The following is a 16617-nucleotide window of genomic DNA, read 5'->3' as shown; positions in this document are numbered from 1 at the left end:
TGGGTTCCACAAGGAGGTGGGCCAGTACATTGCTTTTGTACAACTTGTTCTTGTGTAAACAACAAATATTGCTATTTTGGCACCCCATCTCATATGAGATGGGGTTTTTTGTTTTATTTAGTGCTGGTTGGCTCGATATAGCCAAGGCGGCGGGAAATCAGTAAGCAAACGTGGGCAAGTTCTTCATTAACACGGTCTATTTTGGAAACCATTCTGTGAGTCGGCCCAGCGACACTAATCGCGCCGATCACATTACCGGTATAATTAAATATCGGCCTAGCTACACAGGTAAGCCCTTCTTCATTTTCTTCATCATCTAAAGAAAAACCTTTTATACGGATATCAGCCAAAACTTCATACAGTTTCATGCGGTCGATAACTGTTTTTTCAGTGTATTTGGTTAACGGTTTATCCAGTACTGCATCAATTTCTTCTAACGGTTGGAAGGCTAATAAAGCTTTCCCTATACCAGTACAATAAGCGGGTAGTCGAGCACCCAGTTTTGCGGAAGTTTGAATGGATAGCGTTCCTTCACTTTTATAGAGATAGACCACATGGCCACTGTTATAAACCCCTAAAAAGCAAGTTTCAAACGTTGAACTCGACAACGTTTTTAAATAAGGGATTGAAACTTCGACTAAATTAACATTCATTAAGCCTTTAATGCCTAATTCGAGGCTTTTTAAGTCAAGGTTATAGCGTTCTGTAAGATGGTCTAAGCTGACATATTGGCGTTCTTTTAGTGTTTCTAATACGCGAAAAGCCGTGGTTTTTGGAATTTCCGTATTCTTGACCAATTCGGCCAAAGAAATTCCGTCAGAATGGTTACTAATCTCTTCAAGTATGGTCAGTACTCTGTCGATACTCGACGAGTTTGCTTGACTTTCTTTCGTCATCGTAGGCTCCTCACTCACGCTAAGCTCTTTCATTGTACTCATTATTTAAACGTCGTTCCATTTTTACCTCGATGCAATTTTTTTCTCTGAAAAAACATGCAGTACGTAATGTATTGATCTTCATTGAATTTGATTTTTTGATTGTGATCGCTGTCGTTATTCTTATAAAAACGGAACGACATTCCTATATTTTAATGTATGTTATTAAAAAAGGAACGACGTTCCGTTATTTTAAAGGGATAAACATGTTGATAGTGACCATTGATACAGGGACAACGAATACCCGAGTTAGAGCATGGAAAAATAACGCGGTTGTTCGTGAACAAAGTGTTGAAGTTGGTATTAGGGATTGTGCAAAAAATGGCGATAAAACGCTGTTAATTCAATCAATAAAAATAGTACTAGATAAGCTGTTGTTAGGAGTGAGTGCTGAAGAAAGAGAAAATTATCAGCTCGTTGCATCTGGCATGATTACATCCGAAATTGGGCTGTGTCACTTACCTCACCAAGTGACCCCGGTTTCAATGCAGCAACTTGCTAAAGCCACAATGCCTTGTGTTATCAAGGAGATCAGTGAAAAACCGATTATTTTTATACCAGGCGTTAAAAATAACGTGGCAAATATGACGTTTGATTCAATTGAAAGTATAGATGTAATGCGTGGTGAAGAAGTTGAAGTTTTTGGCATTCTAACACAGCAACCGGATCTTGGCCCTGCCTTAGTCATTTTGCCCGGCTCGCATTCTAAGTTTGTACGTCTTGATGAAAATAATAATGTGGTTGCATTGGCAACAACGATGGCAGGGGAAATCTTCGATACATTAACGCACCAGACTATCTTAGCCAGTTCTTTAGAACACCAATTTGTTCAATGTTTAGATAAAGAATATTTACGCAAAGGTGCTGAGCTTAGTCTGCAAGTAGGGATTGCGAGAAGTTGTTTTTCGGTGAGGCTACTAGACCTTTTCACGGAAGCGACACTTGACCAACGCTCAAGTTTTTTATTGGGCGCTATTTTGGCGTCAGATTTACTCGCAATAAAACATAGCCAAGCTCTTAATATTACTAGCGATATAAAAATTGTTATTAGTGGAAAACCTATTTTAGCGGATGCACTTAAAGAGTTAATTAAAAATGATAGTTACTTCACTGGGGAAATACACCTATTAGACGATAAAAAGGAACAGCCTTTTTCTGGATTGGGTGCAATTTCAATATTAAAAGAAACGCAATGCAAATAAATATTATTAATGGTTTTTTATTAGGTGATTGTTATGAATTCTAAAAATGAAATACCGCTTATTGCAATATTACGGGGAATAAAACCTGACGAAGTTTTAGAACATATCGCTATCCTTGCAGATGAAGGTTTTAATTATATAGAAATTCCTCTTAACTCTCCCGAGTGGGAAAAAAGTATTCCATTAGCGATTGAAAACTACGGCGATAAATTAAAAATCGGTGCCGGTACTGTGCTCAATAAAAGCAATGTTGAAAAGTTGGCAATAATGAACGCTAAAATTATTGTCACACCTAACATTAACGTTTCTGTGATCACGACTGCTCTTGAAAATAAGATGGAAATATTTCCAGGTTGTGCAACAGCAACAGAAGCTTTTACCGCGATTGACGCTGGTGCTGTTAATTTAAAAATCTTTCCTACTGCGCCTTTTGGGGTTAATTATGTGAAATCGCTGATGTCAGTGATCCCAAAAAATATTGCCATTTATGCGGTAGGAGGTATCACGCCGAATAACTTGCATGAATACCTAAGTATTGGCTGCCATGGTGCAGGGTTGGGAAATGATCTTTATCGAATAGGCCAAACACCAGAGAAAACCAGAGAAAAAGCGAAAGCATTTATATCTGCATATATCGCATTTAAAAATCAAACTAATTAATCTTAAAGAGATATTCAAATGAAATACGATTATGTTTTTAAAAATGCCACTGTAATAGATGGTAGTGGTAAAAGTGAGTTTGTCAGTGATATTGCCGTTAAAGATGAATGGATTATTAAAATATCAAAAAATATAAGTGAAGATGCTGAAAAAATAATTGATTGCTCAGGTTTAATTTTATCACCTGGATTTATTGATGTGCATACTCATGACGATTTAATTGTGATTGATAAGCCTGAATATATCGAAAAAACATCACAAGGTGTAACGACAATTATTGTCGGTAATTGTGGTATCAGTGCAGCGTGTGCAACATTAAAGGACGAAGTTCCTGACCCAATTAATTTATTAGGTGAATTAAGCGAATTTCAATTTGCTGATTTAGCCAGTTATAAACAAAAAATTAATAATGTGAAGCCAACTGTTAATGTCGCGACATTAATAGGGCATACAACTTTAAGAAATAATTGTGTAACAGACTTATTAAAGCCCGCGACGCCAGACAATATCGCTCATATGAAGCAAGTATTGGCCTGTGCGTTAGATGAAGGGGCTTTAGGGCTAAGCACTGGTTTATCTTACGGTAACGCGATTAATTCTTCGACCGAAGAAATTTGTGAGTTGGCTGAATTATTAGCAGAGCATCAGGGAATTTATACCACTCATATGCGAACTGAATATGACGGTATCATTGATGCGATGCATGAAGCCTTCCATATTGGTCGTCATGCAAAAGTTCCTGTGCAAATTTCCCACCATAAGTGTGCTGGGGCAAAAAACTGGGGACGCACAAAAGAAACGCTGGCTCTCATTGAAAAATACCAAGTCATGCAGGATATCAATTGCGATTGTTATCCATATCGTGCGGGTTCATCAAACTTAGATATTACACAAGTTACTGAAGACTATGACATTCTAGTAACTTGGTCGACACCATTTCCTGAAGTCGCGGGTAAGACATTAAAAGAAATAGCCGCAATGTGGAGTAGCGATATTTTCCAAGTTGCAGAAAAAATTGTTCCTGCGGGAGCTATTTATTTCCAAATGCACGAAGACGATGTGCGTCGTGTGTTACAGCACCCAAGCAGTATGGTGGGTTCTGATGGCTTACCACGTGACCCTAATCCACATCCTCGTCTTTGGGGAACTTTCCCTCGAGTTATTAGCCACTATAGCCGTGATGAGCAGCTTTTCCCAATGACCACCGCGATTTACAAAATGACAGGCATGTCAGCACAACGTTTTTCTTTAAAGGATAGGGGCCTTATTCAAGAAAATTATTTCGCAGATATCGTTGTATTTGACCCTGAAAAAATTAATGAAACAGCCACATTCCAAGACCCAAAACAAAAAGCAGATGGCATTGAATATGTGTTTGTTAATGGTGTTCTGACCTATACCAAAAAAGAAATGACAGGGAATAGAGCAGGTAAATTCTTAGAAAGAAATAAATAAAAGAGAGATAAAAATGATTAAAAGATTCGGAATTGAAGGCTCAAAAGGTACTGGCGGGCAATCATTGCCTTTTGCTAAAGCGGTGTTAGCTGACGGATGGCTGTATGTTTCAGGGCAAACACCCATGATTGACGGGGAAGTGATTGATGGCGGAATTATCGCGCAATCTAAATTGGCTATCGAGAATTGTTTAAACATTATGAAAGATGCGGGATTTGCTACGCAAGATATTGTGCATATGAAAGTGGTATTAAGTGATGCGCGCTATTTCCAATCTTTTAATAAAGTATTTCAGCAATTCTTTGCAGATAACCCACCTGCGCGGGTGTGCTTTGTCGCTGACCTTGTCGTCGATTGTATGGTTGAAGTGGATATCACCTGCTTCAACAGCAAATTCAAATCTTAATTGCTAAGGCGATGAGAGGCTACTATGGAACATAATAATTTCTTAATGTGGTTTTTGTTATATGCATTTGTGATGATGTTTGTGGGTTGGTACGTCACAAGGCATCAAAAAACCGGTGAAGACTTCATTCTTGGGGGCAGAAAGCTCCCTATGCTACTCACTCTCGGTTCAACTGTCGGTACGATGGTGGGAACGGGCTCAAGTATTGGTGCAGTCAGTTTTGGTTATTCCAATGGTTGGGCGGGAATGCTGTATGGGATTGGTGGAGCGACGGGGATCTTACTAACGGCTTGGTTATTTGCGCCAGTAAGAAATTATCGCTTTATGACCATGAGTGAAGAGATCTGCTATTACACAGGCGGCAGCCGTTTAGTGAAAAACTTGGTTGCGTTATTAATATTTTTAGCATCGATAGGCTGGCTGGGCGCTCATATTCTTGGCGGCGGTTTATACCTAGCATGGGCGGCAGATATTGATATTACTGTTGCGAAGATCATTATTGCAGTTGGCTTTGTTTTTTACGTGGGGATTGGTGGCTATAAAGCGGTTTCATGGATTGATACACTGCAATCAATTGTTTTATTCCTCGGGTTTATCATTCTAGCGGTTGCTTCGGTAAGCTATGTTGGTGGTTGGGATGTTGTTGTTAAGAGTACAGACCCTGACGCCTTTACTTTATTCGGTATTGGTAAATTAGGCGTTTTACCTGCGATATCATTGGCTGTGGTCATTGGCATTGGTGTATTAGCGACACCGTCATATCGCCAACGTATTTATTCAGCAGCATCAACTAAAGCTATCCGCCAGTCCTTTATTATTACAGGGTTACTGTATATGGGGTTTTCGTTCCTACCTGCGATTATCGGGATGGCAACGCATGTGATGGAGCCGAATTTAGAAAACAGCAGCTTTGCTTTCTTATATGCAACTAATGCTTTACCGCACGTGTTAGCGATGGTGGTATTGATTGCAGGTATGTCTGCCAATATGTCATCAGGCAGCTCAGATGCTATCGCGGGTGTTTCTATTATCCTACGTGATATCTATACGATGGTAACAGGTAGGATGCCTCCACCTGAGAAAGCGATCAATTTATCTCGTATCTTCTTACTTGGCGTCATCTTGTTAGCACTTGTCTTTGCATTAACTTCGAATGACATTATCGGCTACATTACCAAAATGATATCAATGATTATGTCAGGCCTGTGTGTAACCGTGTTATTGGGTAAATTCTGGCATCGTTTTAACTGGCAAGGCTGTATTGCTGCATTGGTTGCGGGGAGTTCAACATCATTAACGATTATCTTGACGCCAGAGTGGTCTGCAAAATTAGGCAACCCAGTAATCCCTGCATTAGCCATCAGTTTGGTCTGCGCGGTTGTTGTGACATTGATAACACCAAAAAATAAACTCAGTCGTGAAGAAGTACTAGAAAATATTACTCACGAGAGAGAAAACACAGCCAAAAGCCAGTAACCAGCAAGTTGAGGGAAGAAAATGACGAAACTGAATGTGTTAGCAGGTGTAGGGCATAAATCAGCCACATTAAATCAGGAAGGTATTTCGGTAAACATTCTACATGAGGATGTGTGTTTGCCTGCGGTGGTAGTGAAGCGTAATGAACTGGAAAATAATATTGCATGGATGCAGCATTATTCGAATGTGGCGAATGTTTCGTTGTCTCCACATGGTAAAACCACCATGACGCCTGCCATTTTTAAACGACAAATTGCTCAAGGTGCATGGGGGCTAAGTGTAGGAACAGCTTATCAAGCCAAGGTGGCAGTGGAGTCAGGTGTTCAGAATATCATTATTGCGAATCAAGTCGTGGGTAAAACCAATATTCGATTACTTGCAGAGTTAGTGCAATTAAATCAAGCCAATATTTATTGTTGTGTTGATAGCGTGATGCATGCAAAACAGCTGGCGGCTATTTTTTCATCGTTAGATTTAACCATAAATGTGCTGATTGAGTTAGGGGTTAATGGTGGACGCTGTGGATGTCGAAGTGAAGAAGAAGCCATTACATTGGCAAATGAGTTAACCAAACTTCCTTCTTTGATGATTGCTGGCATTGAATTCTATGAAGGTGTTATTCATAGCGATGATGCCCAACAGGATATTGAAGAGATACAGCAATTTTTACAGCGAGTGTTAACCACCAGTCAAAAACTGGATAACTTAGGTGTATTTGCACGTTATTCAGGGGAGCTATTAATAACTGGGGCAGGTTCAGTTTGGTATGATCTGGTCAGTAAAAAAATGGCAGAGTTTCATCTTTCTAAACCTATTCGGTTTGTGATCCGCCCTGGATGTTATATTACACATGACCACGGTATTTATGATGAAGCTCAGAACGCATTGAAAGTTAGAGATAGTATGGCCTGCCAGTTAGATGGCGATTTGATGCCAGCGATGGAAATTGTGGCATTAATTCAGTCAGTACCTGAGAGGGGACGAGCGATTGTTAATTTTGGCAAAAGAGATGTCGCCTTTGATGCAGGTTTGCCTCAGCCTCTAATGCAATACCGAGAGGGGAAGCCAGTCTATTTTCAAACTAATAGTGCGAAAACAGTTGGTTTAATGGACCAACATGCCATTTTATCTTTTGATGAAAATTGTGATTTCCAAGTTGGTGATATACTGGTATTTGGGACATCTCATCCCTGTATTACATTTGATAAATGGAAAGTGATTTATCTTGTTGATGATAAATATGATGTTATAGAGGAAATGCCAACCTTTTTCTAATGTTGAGTTATTAACTCACTTTATTTTAAATCGGTCACTTGTTTTAAGTGGCCGATTTTTTATTCATCACATTCTTGTGATCGAATTCATAACAAATTGTGCATATGCACAATTATATTCAATTTTTTACATTGAAAACTAGTCATTCTTACAATGCCTTCCTGATAAGTGAATTATATAATTTTATTAAATCAAAAAGTCTAATTGATATTCATTTTGTTGGTTAATTGGGTGGTAATAAAAATGACAGTTAAAATCGTGTTTCTCGATCATGAAACTTTCCCCGAAGGAATAAATATTAAGAAAATAAATAAAGAATATAGTTTAGAACTGTATGGGAAAACATCGGAAGATGAAATTATTGAGCGAGTAAAAAATGCAGACATTATTATTACCAATAAAGTAAGAATAACTAAAAAAGTTATTGAAGCTGCAAAGAGACTTAAATTTATTTCTGTCGCTGCAACAGGAACGGATGTGATTGATATTGGTGCTTGCAATGAGCGTAATATATTAGTTTCTAATATCAGGAATTATGCAATAAATACAGTTCCTGAGCATACGTTTACCTTGATTTTAGCCTTACGTCGTAGCTTATTAGCCTATGCACAATCAGTACGAAATGGTCGCTGGCAAGAATCAGGTCAATTTTGTTATTTTGATTATAAAATTAATAACTTAGCTGGATCGACGCTTGGTATTATTGGTGATGGTGTCTTAGGTAAGGCAGTTGCTGATATCGCAAAAGTTTTTGGTATGAAGGTGTTATTTTCCACATACAAGGGCACGAATAATATGGGCCCACTATATACACCTTTTGAAGATGTTATTGCGAAAAGCGATATTATTTCTATTCATTGTCCATTACTCAAATCCACCAAGGATTTAATTAGCTTTCCAGAATTCGAACAGATGAAACCGTCTTGTATTTTAATTAATACTGCACGAGGTGGGATCGTTAATGAAGAAGCATTATATGGCGCTCTAATAAATAATAAAATATTAGGTGCTGGGTTTGATGTTTGTATTTCAGAACCACCTGAAAAAGAAAGTTATATGATGAAATTAACTCAGTTATCAAATTTTATTCTTACTCCTCATATCTCATGGGCTAGTTTTGAAGCCATACAAACCTTATCAGACATGATGATGGACAATATCGAAGCCTTTTTATCTGGCCATCCTCAAAATTTAGTTAATTAATTCACTCATTGATTTAAAGAGGTCATCAATATGTTTTTAGGAAAAGAAATCCGTTTAAAAAGATTATTAAATAAAAAATCTAGCCGTCTTCTTGCAATTACCATGGATCATCCGATTACACGTGGTGTATTACCGGGAATTGGTGATATTAAATCCGTCATGAAACAGGTTGTTGCGGGTGCACCTGATGCTATTACGATGCATAAAGGTATTATTGAAAAAGTTTATCCTCCATATGTTGCTTCCGATGTTTCTATCATCATGAAAGCGACAAGTTACTCCATACCTTACCATGAAGCTTATGACACACCCGTTGCTGACGTTGAAGAAGCCATTCGTTTAGGAGCAGACGCAATTTCAGTCGGCTGTATTATGGGCGGGCCAGAACAGGCACAGCAATTGACATTTTTAGGCCAAGTATCGAAAGCCGCTGCTTCCGCAGGACTGCCTTTAGTCGCACACATTTATCCAAAAGGCCCAATGATTGAAGACAGTTTTGATGCGAAAAATCTCGCTTACTGTGTTCGCGCAGGCGCTGAGCTAGGTGTCGATATCATCAAAACACTCTGGTCTGGTTCCCCTGAGACATTTAAATCTGTCGTTGATAGTTGCCCAGCTATGGTTGCTTTAGCTGGTGGTGATATGGGGAGCGATCTTGTTAGCTTCCTAACAAATACACGTAAAGCATTAGATATTGGTGTTGGTGGTGTGACATACGGGCGCTTTGTATGGCAGCACGAAAACCCAACAGCAGTCATTAAGGCTCTGAATGCATTAATCAATGATGATTGTTCGGTTGACCAAGCTATCGCGGAATATAAGCAAGCGGGTGGCAAATAACCAACGGTCATAGCTGTCATGCATGGGGAGGAAAAAATGAAAGCAGCGGTATTGTATGCGCCTAATGAACTTAGAGTGGCAGACGTTAAATATCCACAAGTTGGTAAAGGCGATGTGGTTATTAAAGTCAAGGCAGCCGCGATTTGTGGAACTGACGGACGGATTATTTCCGGTAAAAAAACCAAAGGCGTGCGTTACCCTTCTGTAATAGGGCATGAATTTTCAGGGGAAATTGTCGAAGTCGGTGAAAATGTGACTGACCTAAACGTCGGGGACGCAATCGCTGTTGACCCTGTCGTGCCATGCCGTTCTTGTGTTTATTGTCGTATCGGTAAAGAAAATGTCTGTTTAAACCGCCAAGCAATCGGTTATGAATTTGATGGCGCTTTTGCGGAATATGTTCGAATACCAGAGGTTGCTTTGTCATCGGGTAATGTCTTTAAGATACCGAAAGGGATGTCTTTTGAAGCCGCAGCATTAGCTGAGCCGTTAGCTTGCTGTATCAATGGACAAAAAAATGTGGGTATTGAGCTTGGTGATACGGTGGTCATTATTGGTGCGGGGCCTATCGGGTTAATGCATGTGCAACTTGCGCGTTTCTCAGGTGCGACAAATATTATTGTTAGTGAACTCAATGAACAACGCCAACAGGCTGCGTTAAATTGCGGTGCCACACGTGTCATCAATAGCCAGCAAGAAAACTTACTGGATGTAGTAAAAGGCTTGACGGAAGGGGTGGGCGCAGATGTGGTGATTATTGCTATTGGCATTCCTGGATTAGTTAATCCCGCATTGGAACTCGCTAGAAAAGGAGGACGAGTTAACTTGTTTGCCGGCTTTTCAAAGGATGATATGGCGCAAATTGATGTCAATATTATTCACTACAACGAGCTTATTCTTACAGGAGCCAGTGCGTTAAGTCGAGAAGGCTACCAGCAAGCCTTGACACTGATTTCTTCGGGCTTAATTGATATCGAGAAATTAGTGACTCACCGATTTGCTTTAGATGAGATCAACGAGGCCATGGCAACCGCTCAAAAAGGTGACGCGATTAAAATTATTATACATAACAATTAAAAGCAGGCGTTGGAGGCAGCATGATGGACAGTGTCTATTTGGGAATTGATGCAGGTAGCAGTAGCGTGAAAGTTTGTGCATTTAATTTCCATGGAGAATTATTGGCAAAGGCTTCACGTGATACCAATATTATTTCCAAATCTCCCAAAAATCATGAAATTGACTTAAATGACTTTTGGAAAAAGACCGCAGATGCAGTTAAAGAAGTGACTTCTCAAGTAAAGAATATCGTATCTGTGAGTTTTTCTGTTGCTTGCCCAACGCTGGTTTTATTGGATAAACATCATAAGCCTGTTGCAAATGGGATTACTTATCTTGATGGGCGTTCCGAAGGTTTCATACAGCAAACACTCGGGGAAAATATAACGCATGTTCGGGCACTTTCTTGTAATAGTCCAAGTCCGTCTGCATGTTGGGTGGGAACGTTAGGATGGCTACAAGAACAACAGCCGGAATTAATGCAAAAAGTTCATAAGGTCGTTCTACTTAATAGCTTTTTATCTTTAAAGTTAGGAAGTCAAAAAGCCGCCATTGACCCGACCCAAGCCGCGTATTCTGGCGCAGTCGTTTTGTCTAAAGCACCTAAGTGGTCAAAAGAACTATTAAGGTATTGGAAGTTTAATCACGATATTTTACCGCCAATTTACCAGTGCACTTCTGTGGTTGGTAAGGTGAGTAAAGAAGCCGCTCAAGAAACGGGGTTGAAAGAAAATACGCCAATTATTTTAGGGTCGGCAGATACTGCTGCTGCTGCATTTGCCGTTGGGTTACTTGACCCTGAAACAGCTTTTGAATCAACAGGAACATCAGGAGTCATTACGTTTTGCTTAGAAGAGCCGAACTTTGATCCTCGTTTTATGAACCGATATCACATCGTTCCCAATCAATGGTTGGCCCATGGAGCGATGTCGACAACTGGGGGGACATTCAGTTGGCTAAACCAGGCGGTTTGGCCGGAAGTTAATGACCATGAACAGTTGGAGATATTTTCAAAATCATCAGTACCTGGTGCTAATGGCTTAATTTATCTGCCTTATTTAGCTGGAGAACGTAGTCCTATTTGGGATGTTAATGCATCGGGGGCATGGATAGGCTTACGGCTAAATCATACTCGCGATGATATGGTCAGGGCGGCATTTGAAGGTACAGCATATGGTTTAAAACAGATTTTGAATATTGCTAATGAAAAATGGGGAGTGATATTAGATGAATTACTCAGCGTAGGGGGAGGATCACGTAATACGTTATGGACTCAAATTAAAGCGGATATTCTTCAGGTTGAATATAATATTGCCCAAACAGCAGATGCAGCGGCTTTTGGCGCGGCAATGGTTGGTGCGACAGGAGCCGGTTTTTTCTGTGGCATTAATGACCCTGATTTACCGATTATAAAAACAGAAGATATCACATTCACACCAAATCAAGATAAAAAAATACAAGATACTTATAACAAACAGTTTAATATTTACAATGGGCTGTATCCTTTATTAAAAGAAACAATGCATAGCTTGTCGAGTAAATAAAATTAGTTGAAGTAAGTTTAAATTAAATAACGTTCCTAAATGTTAATTTTAATGAATTAGCAAGGATCGTTTCATTCTTAAAAAAGCAGGTAATAAAACGTGTATTAAATAATAAACTGCTCTGGAGCGAAAATAATGATAAATTCAAATCCGATTAGGCCAAAGACGAATTATCGTTGGGTGGTATTAGCCCTGATTTTTATCGTCTATGCTGTAAATTATGCAGACAGAAGTAATATTGGTGCGGTTCTACCTTTTATTACTGATGAGTTTAAATTAACTAATTTAGAAGCGGGCTCTCTCGCGAGTATGTTTTTCCTCGGTTATGCTTTATGTCAAATACCCGCAGGCTTTTGGATGGCGAAACGTGGGATAAGAGGTATGGTGTCATTATCCATTCTCGGTTTTTCTGCCATGACTTGGTTTATTGGCTTAGCCCAATCTGCCTTTGCAATTAAGTGGTTGCGTCTTGGCCTAGGTATGGCCGAAGCACCAACTCCTGTCGGGCTAACGTCGACAATTAATAACTGGTTTCCAGCAAAAGAAAAAGCAACCGCCACTGGCGTTTATATTGCTTCAACGATGTTTGCTCCGATTATTGTTCCACCATTAGTTGTTTGGATTGCATTAACTTATGGATGGCGTTGGGTCTTTATTCTGTTCGCTATTCCCGGTATTTTTCTTGCAATTATTTGGTATTTATTTGTTAGAACAAAACCAGAGGAAAGTCGTTTTGTTTCGCAAAGTGAATTAGATTATATTCGTGCCGATAATTCAGAAATTGCAGAAAAGAAAATAGAAGGCAATATTGTTCTGAGTCCTAAATTTAATACGCTAGATAAATTTATTCGTGTTAAATCAGTCACTCCATTAAGTTCAGCTTCCCAAATATTTAAATCTAAAAATATTTGGTGTAATACTATTTCTTATTTCATGATGGTCAGTATTTTATATGGAATATTAACCTGGATACCTTCTTATCTGGTAAATGAAAAAGGCTTTTCATTTATGAAAATGGGCTTTGTTGCATCAATGCCATTTGTTGGTGGGTTTATCGGCTCGATTTTTGGTGGCTGGATCTCTGATAAAGTTTTTGGTCGTCGTCGCAAACCCACCATGCTTTTTACCGCAGTAGCGACGATTGCGATGATGTTAGTGATGTTGAATGTACCCGAAAGCACAAGCGCAGTTGCACTTGCCCTTTTCTCGGTTGGTTTGTTCTTGAATATTGGCTGGCCTGCATTTACTGCTTATCCAATGGGAGTCGCTGATAATAATAACTATCCAATTGCGATATCTGTTGTAAATAGTGGAGGAAACTTAGGTGGCTTCGTTTCACCTATGATGGCAGGGTTATTGTTAGATATGACTGGTAAGTTTGATGCTGTTTTCTCTTACTTTGGTATCTGTGCGGTGATTGGCTTAATTATGATCCTCTTACTCGATGAACCGAAATAATAAAAAGTCGTATCAGGTGGGCGAGTACCCACCTGAATTTTTAACTTATTGATAATAAAAATTTCTAAAGGATTATTTTTATGAAAATAGTCATTGCACCTGACTCATTTAAAGAGAGTTTATCTGCATTGAAAGTCGCAACGGTTATTGAAAACGGGTTCAAAGAGGTTTTTCCGCATGCAACTTATGTTAAGTGCCCTATTGCGGATGGTGGTGAGGGTACAGTTGTCACGATGGTTGAGGCTACCAATGGGGAAATCTATCATCTTGATGTTATTGGTCCTTTAGGTACGAGTGTTCAGGCATTCTATGGTTTATCTCAAAATAAACAGCAAGCATTTATTGAAATGGCTGCGGCAAGTGGGCTAGAGCTAGTCCCTATTGAATTAAGAAATCCATTACTAACGACATCATATGGCACAGGAGAGTTGATAAAGGCCTGCCTAGATACTGGGGTAAAGCAGATTATTATTGGTATAGGTGGAAGTGCAACCAATGATGGCGGAGCAGGAATGTTGCAAGCACTTGGGGCCAAATTATTAGATTCTCATGGGCAACAAATCAAATTAGGAGGGCAAGCACTTGCCGATTTAGCGAGTATTGATGTCAGCATAATGGACCCGAGGATAAAAGCGTGCCAATTTAGTATTGCTTGTGATGTTTCGAACCCATTAATAGGGAGAAATGGCGCATCTGTGATATTTGGCCCTCAAAAGGGGGCGACAAATGAACATGTTGAAATGTTAGACAAAAATTTAGAACATTTTGCAGATATCATTAAGCGAGATTTGCATGTTGAAGTTCATTATATTGCAGGAGCCGGTGCTGCAGGAGGAATGGGAGCAGCCTTACTTGCTTTTCTCAAAGCGGAACTCAAGCCTGGCTTCGATATTATTGCACAAACCTTGAACCTTGAATCACACATGGTAGGAGCAAATTTAGTTATTACAGGTGAAGGGCGGTTAGATAGCCAAAGTTTAAATGGCAAAGTGCCTTTTGGCGTCGCTCAGTTAGCGAGAAAACATAAAATACCCGTTATTGCCATTGTTGGAAGCCTTGGTGATGATCTCAGTCATTTACAACAATATGGTATTGATTCAGCGTTTAGTATTTTGCATAAAATTAGTTCACTAAAAGAAGCTTTAAATAATGCTGAAAGTAATTTATTTAATTGTACTAAAAATATTGCGAATACGCTGAATATTAAAATAGATAATAAAAATTGAAATAATAGTTTTAAAATTTAGCTTTGTTTGCTGTATTTTAAATGAAATTTATTTTTCTTGATTTTTTCAAGGAATATTGAATACTGGAGTTAATTAAATTAAAAATAAACATTATTGAAATTTATGATTGGAAAGTTTATTTCTATTTTACAGCACCAGTAAAAGAGGTTGAAATATGTATGATTATTGTCTTACCTCCAAATTAGCGCAAGAAATTGTTGATAGAACCATGAAAATTATTGATTGTAATATTAATGTTATGGATGAAACTGGATGTATTATAGGAAGTGGAGATAGTAATAGATTGGGTGAATTCCATGAAGGTGCATTACTCGCAATAAAGCAAAAGCGAACAGTTGTTATTGATGACGCCACTGCGAATCATTTACATGGGGTTAAACCAGGTGTTAATTTACCTCTTTATTTGAATAGTAAAATTATTGGTGTAATAGGATTAACCGGAGAGCCAACCCAAATTAAACAATTTGGGGAGCTGGTTTCCATGACGGCAGTAATGATGTTAGAGCAGGCAGAGATTTATAACCATTTGAATTTAAAAGATCGTTTTAAAGAAGAAATTATTCTAGCGTATATTGAAAATGGAACCATTCCTGATAACATAACTGAATGGTCTAAAAAGCTTAATATTAATTTTTCTATTCCACGAGTCGCTATTATTATTGAAGTAGATAGCGGACAATTAGGTGTAAATAGTGCATTTAGTGAATTACAAGAAATTAAAAAATTAATAGAGTATAATAATCCTGATAACTTAGTCGCTATTCAATCTTTGACGGAAATTGTCTGCTTAACTCCTGCATTAAATAAGTTCAATCGCTGGGATATTGACACTGCAAAAAAGAAAATTTTAAAATTAGAATCGGATATTCTTAAATTATTTAAATTACAAGTGAAAATATCATTAGGTAATTTCTTTTTAGATCCTGCAGAGGAATCAATTAAAAAATCATATGAGACAGCTAAAATTACCATGCAAGTAGGGAAAGCTAAAAAACCCCAGTTAAAAATTTATTGTTACCAAGATATCATGCTACCGGTATTATTATACGGGTTAAATTTTAAATGGTCTTCAGAAGAACTATTAAAACCATTGAATACATTATTACATGAAGATTCTAATGGTGTATTGATTAAAACATTAACAGTCTGGTTTAAAAATAATTTATTATCTCGTGAAACAGCTAAAGAATTATTTATTCATAGAAATACATTAGATTATCGTTTAAAAAGAATATCTGAGATAACAAAATTAGATCTACAAACGATTGAAAGTAAGGTTCTATTGTATGTTGCTCTACAGCTGAAAAATTAATCCAATAACACTATTGATGATCATCTCTCATGGAGTAGGAGAAGAATATGTTAGCCTTGTTGGCAATCGCCTCAAACTCTGACGCCACGAAGTGGCAGTAAAATTTCTACTTCTTATCTTATATTTTGACTAGTTAGAGACTATCTGCCTACCCACCGATGCTTAGAGCATGATATGGCTTCTTGCCTACTCACATGTACCATCTCAATGAATACCCTATCAAGAAAATAAAGACGTATTGACATCAAACTAAGCTAGCATAGATTGTTCTTAATCTGATTGAGATCAATCTATTTTATATTTGACTCAATAATATCTACTTTCATCATATTTTAGTTCCTTTGTTCTTGAGTAGTACATTAAGTTTTTAGCTACCTACAAATGCGAAAATAAGTATGTCGATAATGTTAAAAATAAAGATGAATTATGTTTTACTTGATTAGTGTTTTTACTTAAATGTAGGGTCTCTATATTTAATTTCACTATTATGTCAGTGATGTAATTATCGATAACAATTTAAGATATCATACTTACTCATTGTGAGTTTT

The 16617-nt window shown here is 38.1% G+C and carries 14 protein-coding genes; 13 read left to right on the top strand and 1 reads right to left on the bottom strand.

All coding sequences use genetic code 11. The annotated features are described in order from the left end of the window. Positions 1-113 precede the first annotated feature (113 nt). Positions 114-896: an IclR family transcriptional regulator gene (locus ACU696_RS20350; protein WP_004907793.1), complete on the bottom strand. Its 783-nt coding sequence runs from the start codon at positions 894-896 to the stop codon at positions 114-116. Positions 897-1141: 245 nt separating this feature from the next. Here ACU696_RS20350 and ACU696_RS20345 point away from each other — a divergent pair, with 245 nt between their 5' ends. The 13 genes from ACU696_RS20345 (at position 1142) to ACU696_RS20285 (ending at position 16069) form a co-directional block, all read left to right on the top strand. Further along, positions 1142-2137 carry a 2-dehydro-3-deoxygalactonokinase gene (locus ACU696_RS20345; protein ID WP_042851494.1) on the top strand — a complete coding sequence of 332 codons (996 nt, stop codon included), beginning with the start codon at positions 1142-1144 and terminating at the stop codon, positions 2135-2137. 33 nt (positions 2138-2170) lie between these two features. Continuing rightward, complete coding sequence (locus ACU696_RS20340; RefSeq protein WP_115168032.1) at positions 2171-2797, top strand: 2-dehydro-3-deoxy-6-phosphogalactonate aldolase; 627 nt, start codon at positions 2171-2173, stop codon at positions 2795-2797. 18 nt (positions 2798-2815) lie between these two features. Next, a complete protein-coding gene (locus tag ACU696_RS20335; protein WP_198641692.1) occupies positions 2816-4252 on the top strand; it encodes an N-acyl-D-amino-acid deacylase family protein in 1437 nt (478 codons plus the stop codon). Positions 4253-4265: 13 nt separating this feature from the next. After that, positions 4266-4658: a RidA family protein gene (locus tag ACU696_RS20330; RefSeq protein WP_004259329.1), complete on the top strand. Its 393-nt coding sequence runs from the start codon at positions 4266-4268 to the stop codon at positions 4656-4658. A gap of 24 nt (positions 4659-4682) precedes the next feature. After that, the gene (locus ACU696_RS20325) at positions 4683-6134 is read left to right on the top strand and encodes a sodium:solute symporter family protein (protein WP_004907804.1); all 1452 of its coding nucleotides are present in this window, start codon (positions 4683-4685) and stop codon (positions 6132-6134) included. 21 nt (positions 6135-6155) lie between these two features. Next, a complete protein-coding gene (locus tag ACU696_RS20320) occupies positions 6156-7409 on the top strand; it encodes an amino acid deaminase (RefSeq protein WP_117162596.1) in 1254 nt (417 codons plus the stop codon). 243 nt (positions 7410-7652) lie between these two features. Beyond that, positions 7653-8612: a D-2-hydroxyacid dehydrogenase gene (locus ACU696_RS20315; protein WP_117162595.1), complete on the top strand. Its 960-nt coding sequence runs from the start codon at positions 7653-7655 to the stop codon at positions 8610-8612. 30 nt (positions 8613-8642) lie between these two features. Next, positions 8643-9452 (top strand): class I fructose-bisphosphate aldolase, encoded by an 810-nt coding sequence (locus tag ACU696_RS20310; protein ID WP_196718271.1) that lies wholly within the window; start codon positions 8643-8645, stop codon positions 9450-9452. 36 nt (positions 9453-9488) lie between these two features. Beyond that, entirely contained in the window at positions 9489-10529 is a 1041-nt protein-coding gene (locus ACU696_RS20305; protein ID WP_228367282.1) for a zinc-dependent dehydrogenase, read from the top strand. A gap of 20 nt (positions 10530-10549) precedes the next feature. Next, positions 10550-12052, top strand: coding sequence for a xylulokinase (locus tag ACU696_RS20300; protein ID WP_117162593.1), 1503 nt, complete (start codon positions 10550-10552; stop codon positions 12050-12052). A gap of 135 nt (positions 12053-12187) precedes the next feature. Next, positions 12188-13510, top strand: coding sequence for an MFS transporter (locus ACU696_RS20295; RefSeq protein ID WP_004907815.1), 1323 nt, complete (start codon positions 12188-12190; stop codon positions 13508-13510). Positions 13511-13590: 80 nt separating this feature from the next. Beyond that, positions 13591-14736 (top strand): glycerate kinase, encoded by a 1146-nt coding sequence (locus ACU696_RS20290; protein WP_209101759.1) that lies wholly within the window; start codon positions 13591-13593, stop codon positions 14734-14736. Positions 14737-14911: 175 nt separating this feature from the next. Next, the gene (locus tag ACU696_RS20285) at positions 14912-16069 is read left to right on the top strand and encodes a sugar diacid recognition domain-containing protein (RefSeq protein ID WP_209101761.1); all 1158 of its coding nucleotides are present in this window, start codon (positions 14912-14914) and stop codon (positions 16067-16069) included. Positions 16070-16617 lie beyond the last annotated feature (548 nt).

The sequence above is a fragment of the Providencia sp. PROV_01 genome, assembly GCF_053098325.1.
This window is presented reverse-complemented; position numbering and strand designations above follow the sequence as displayed.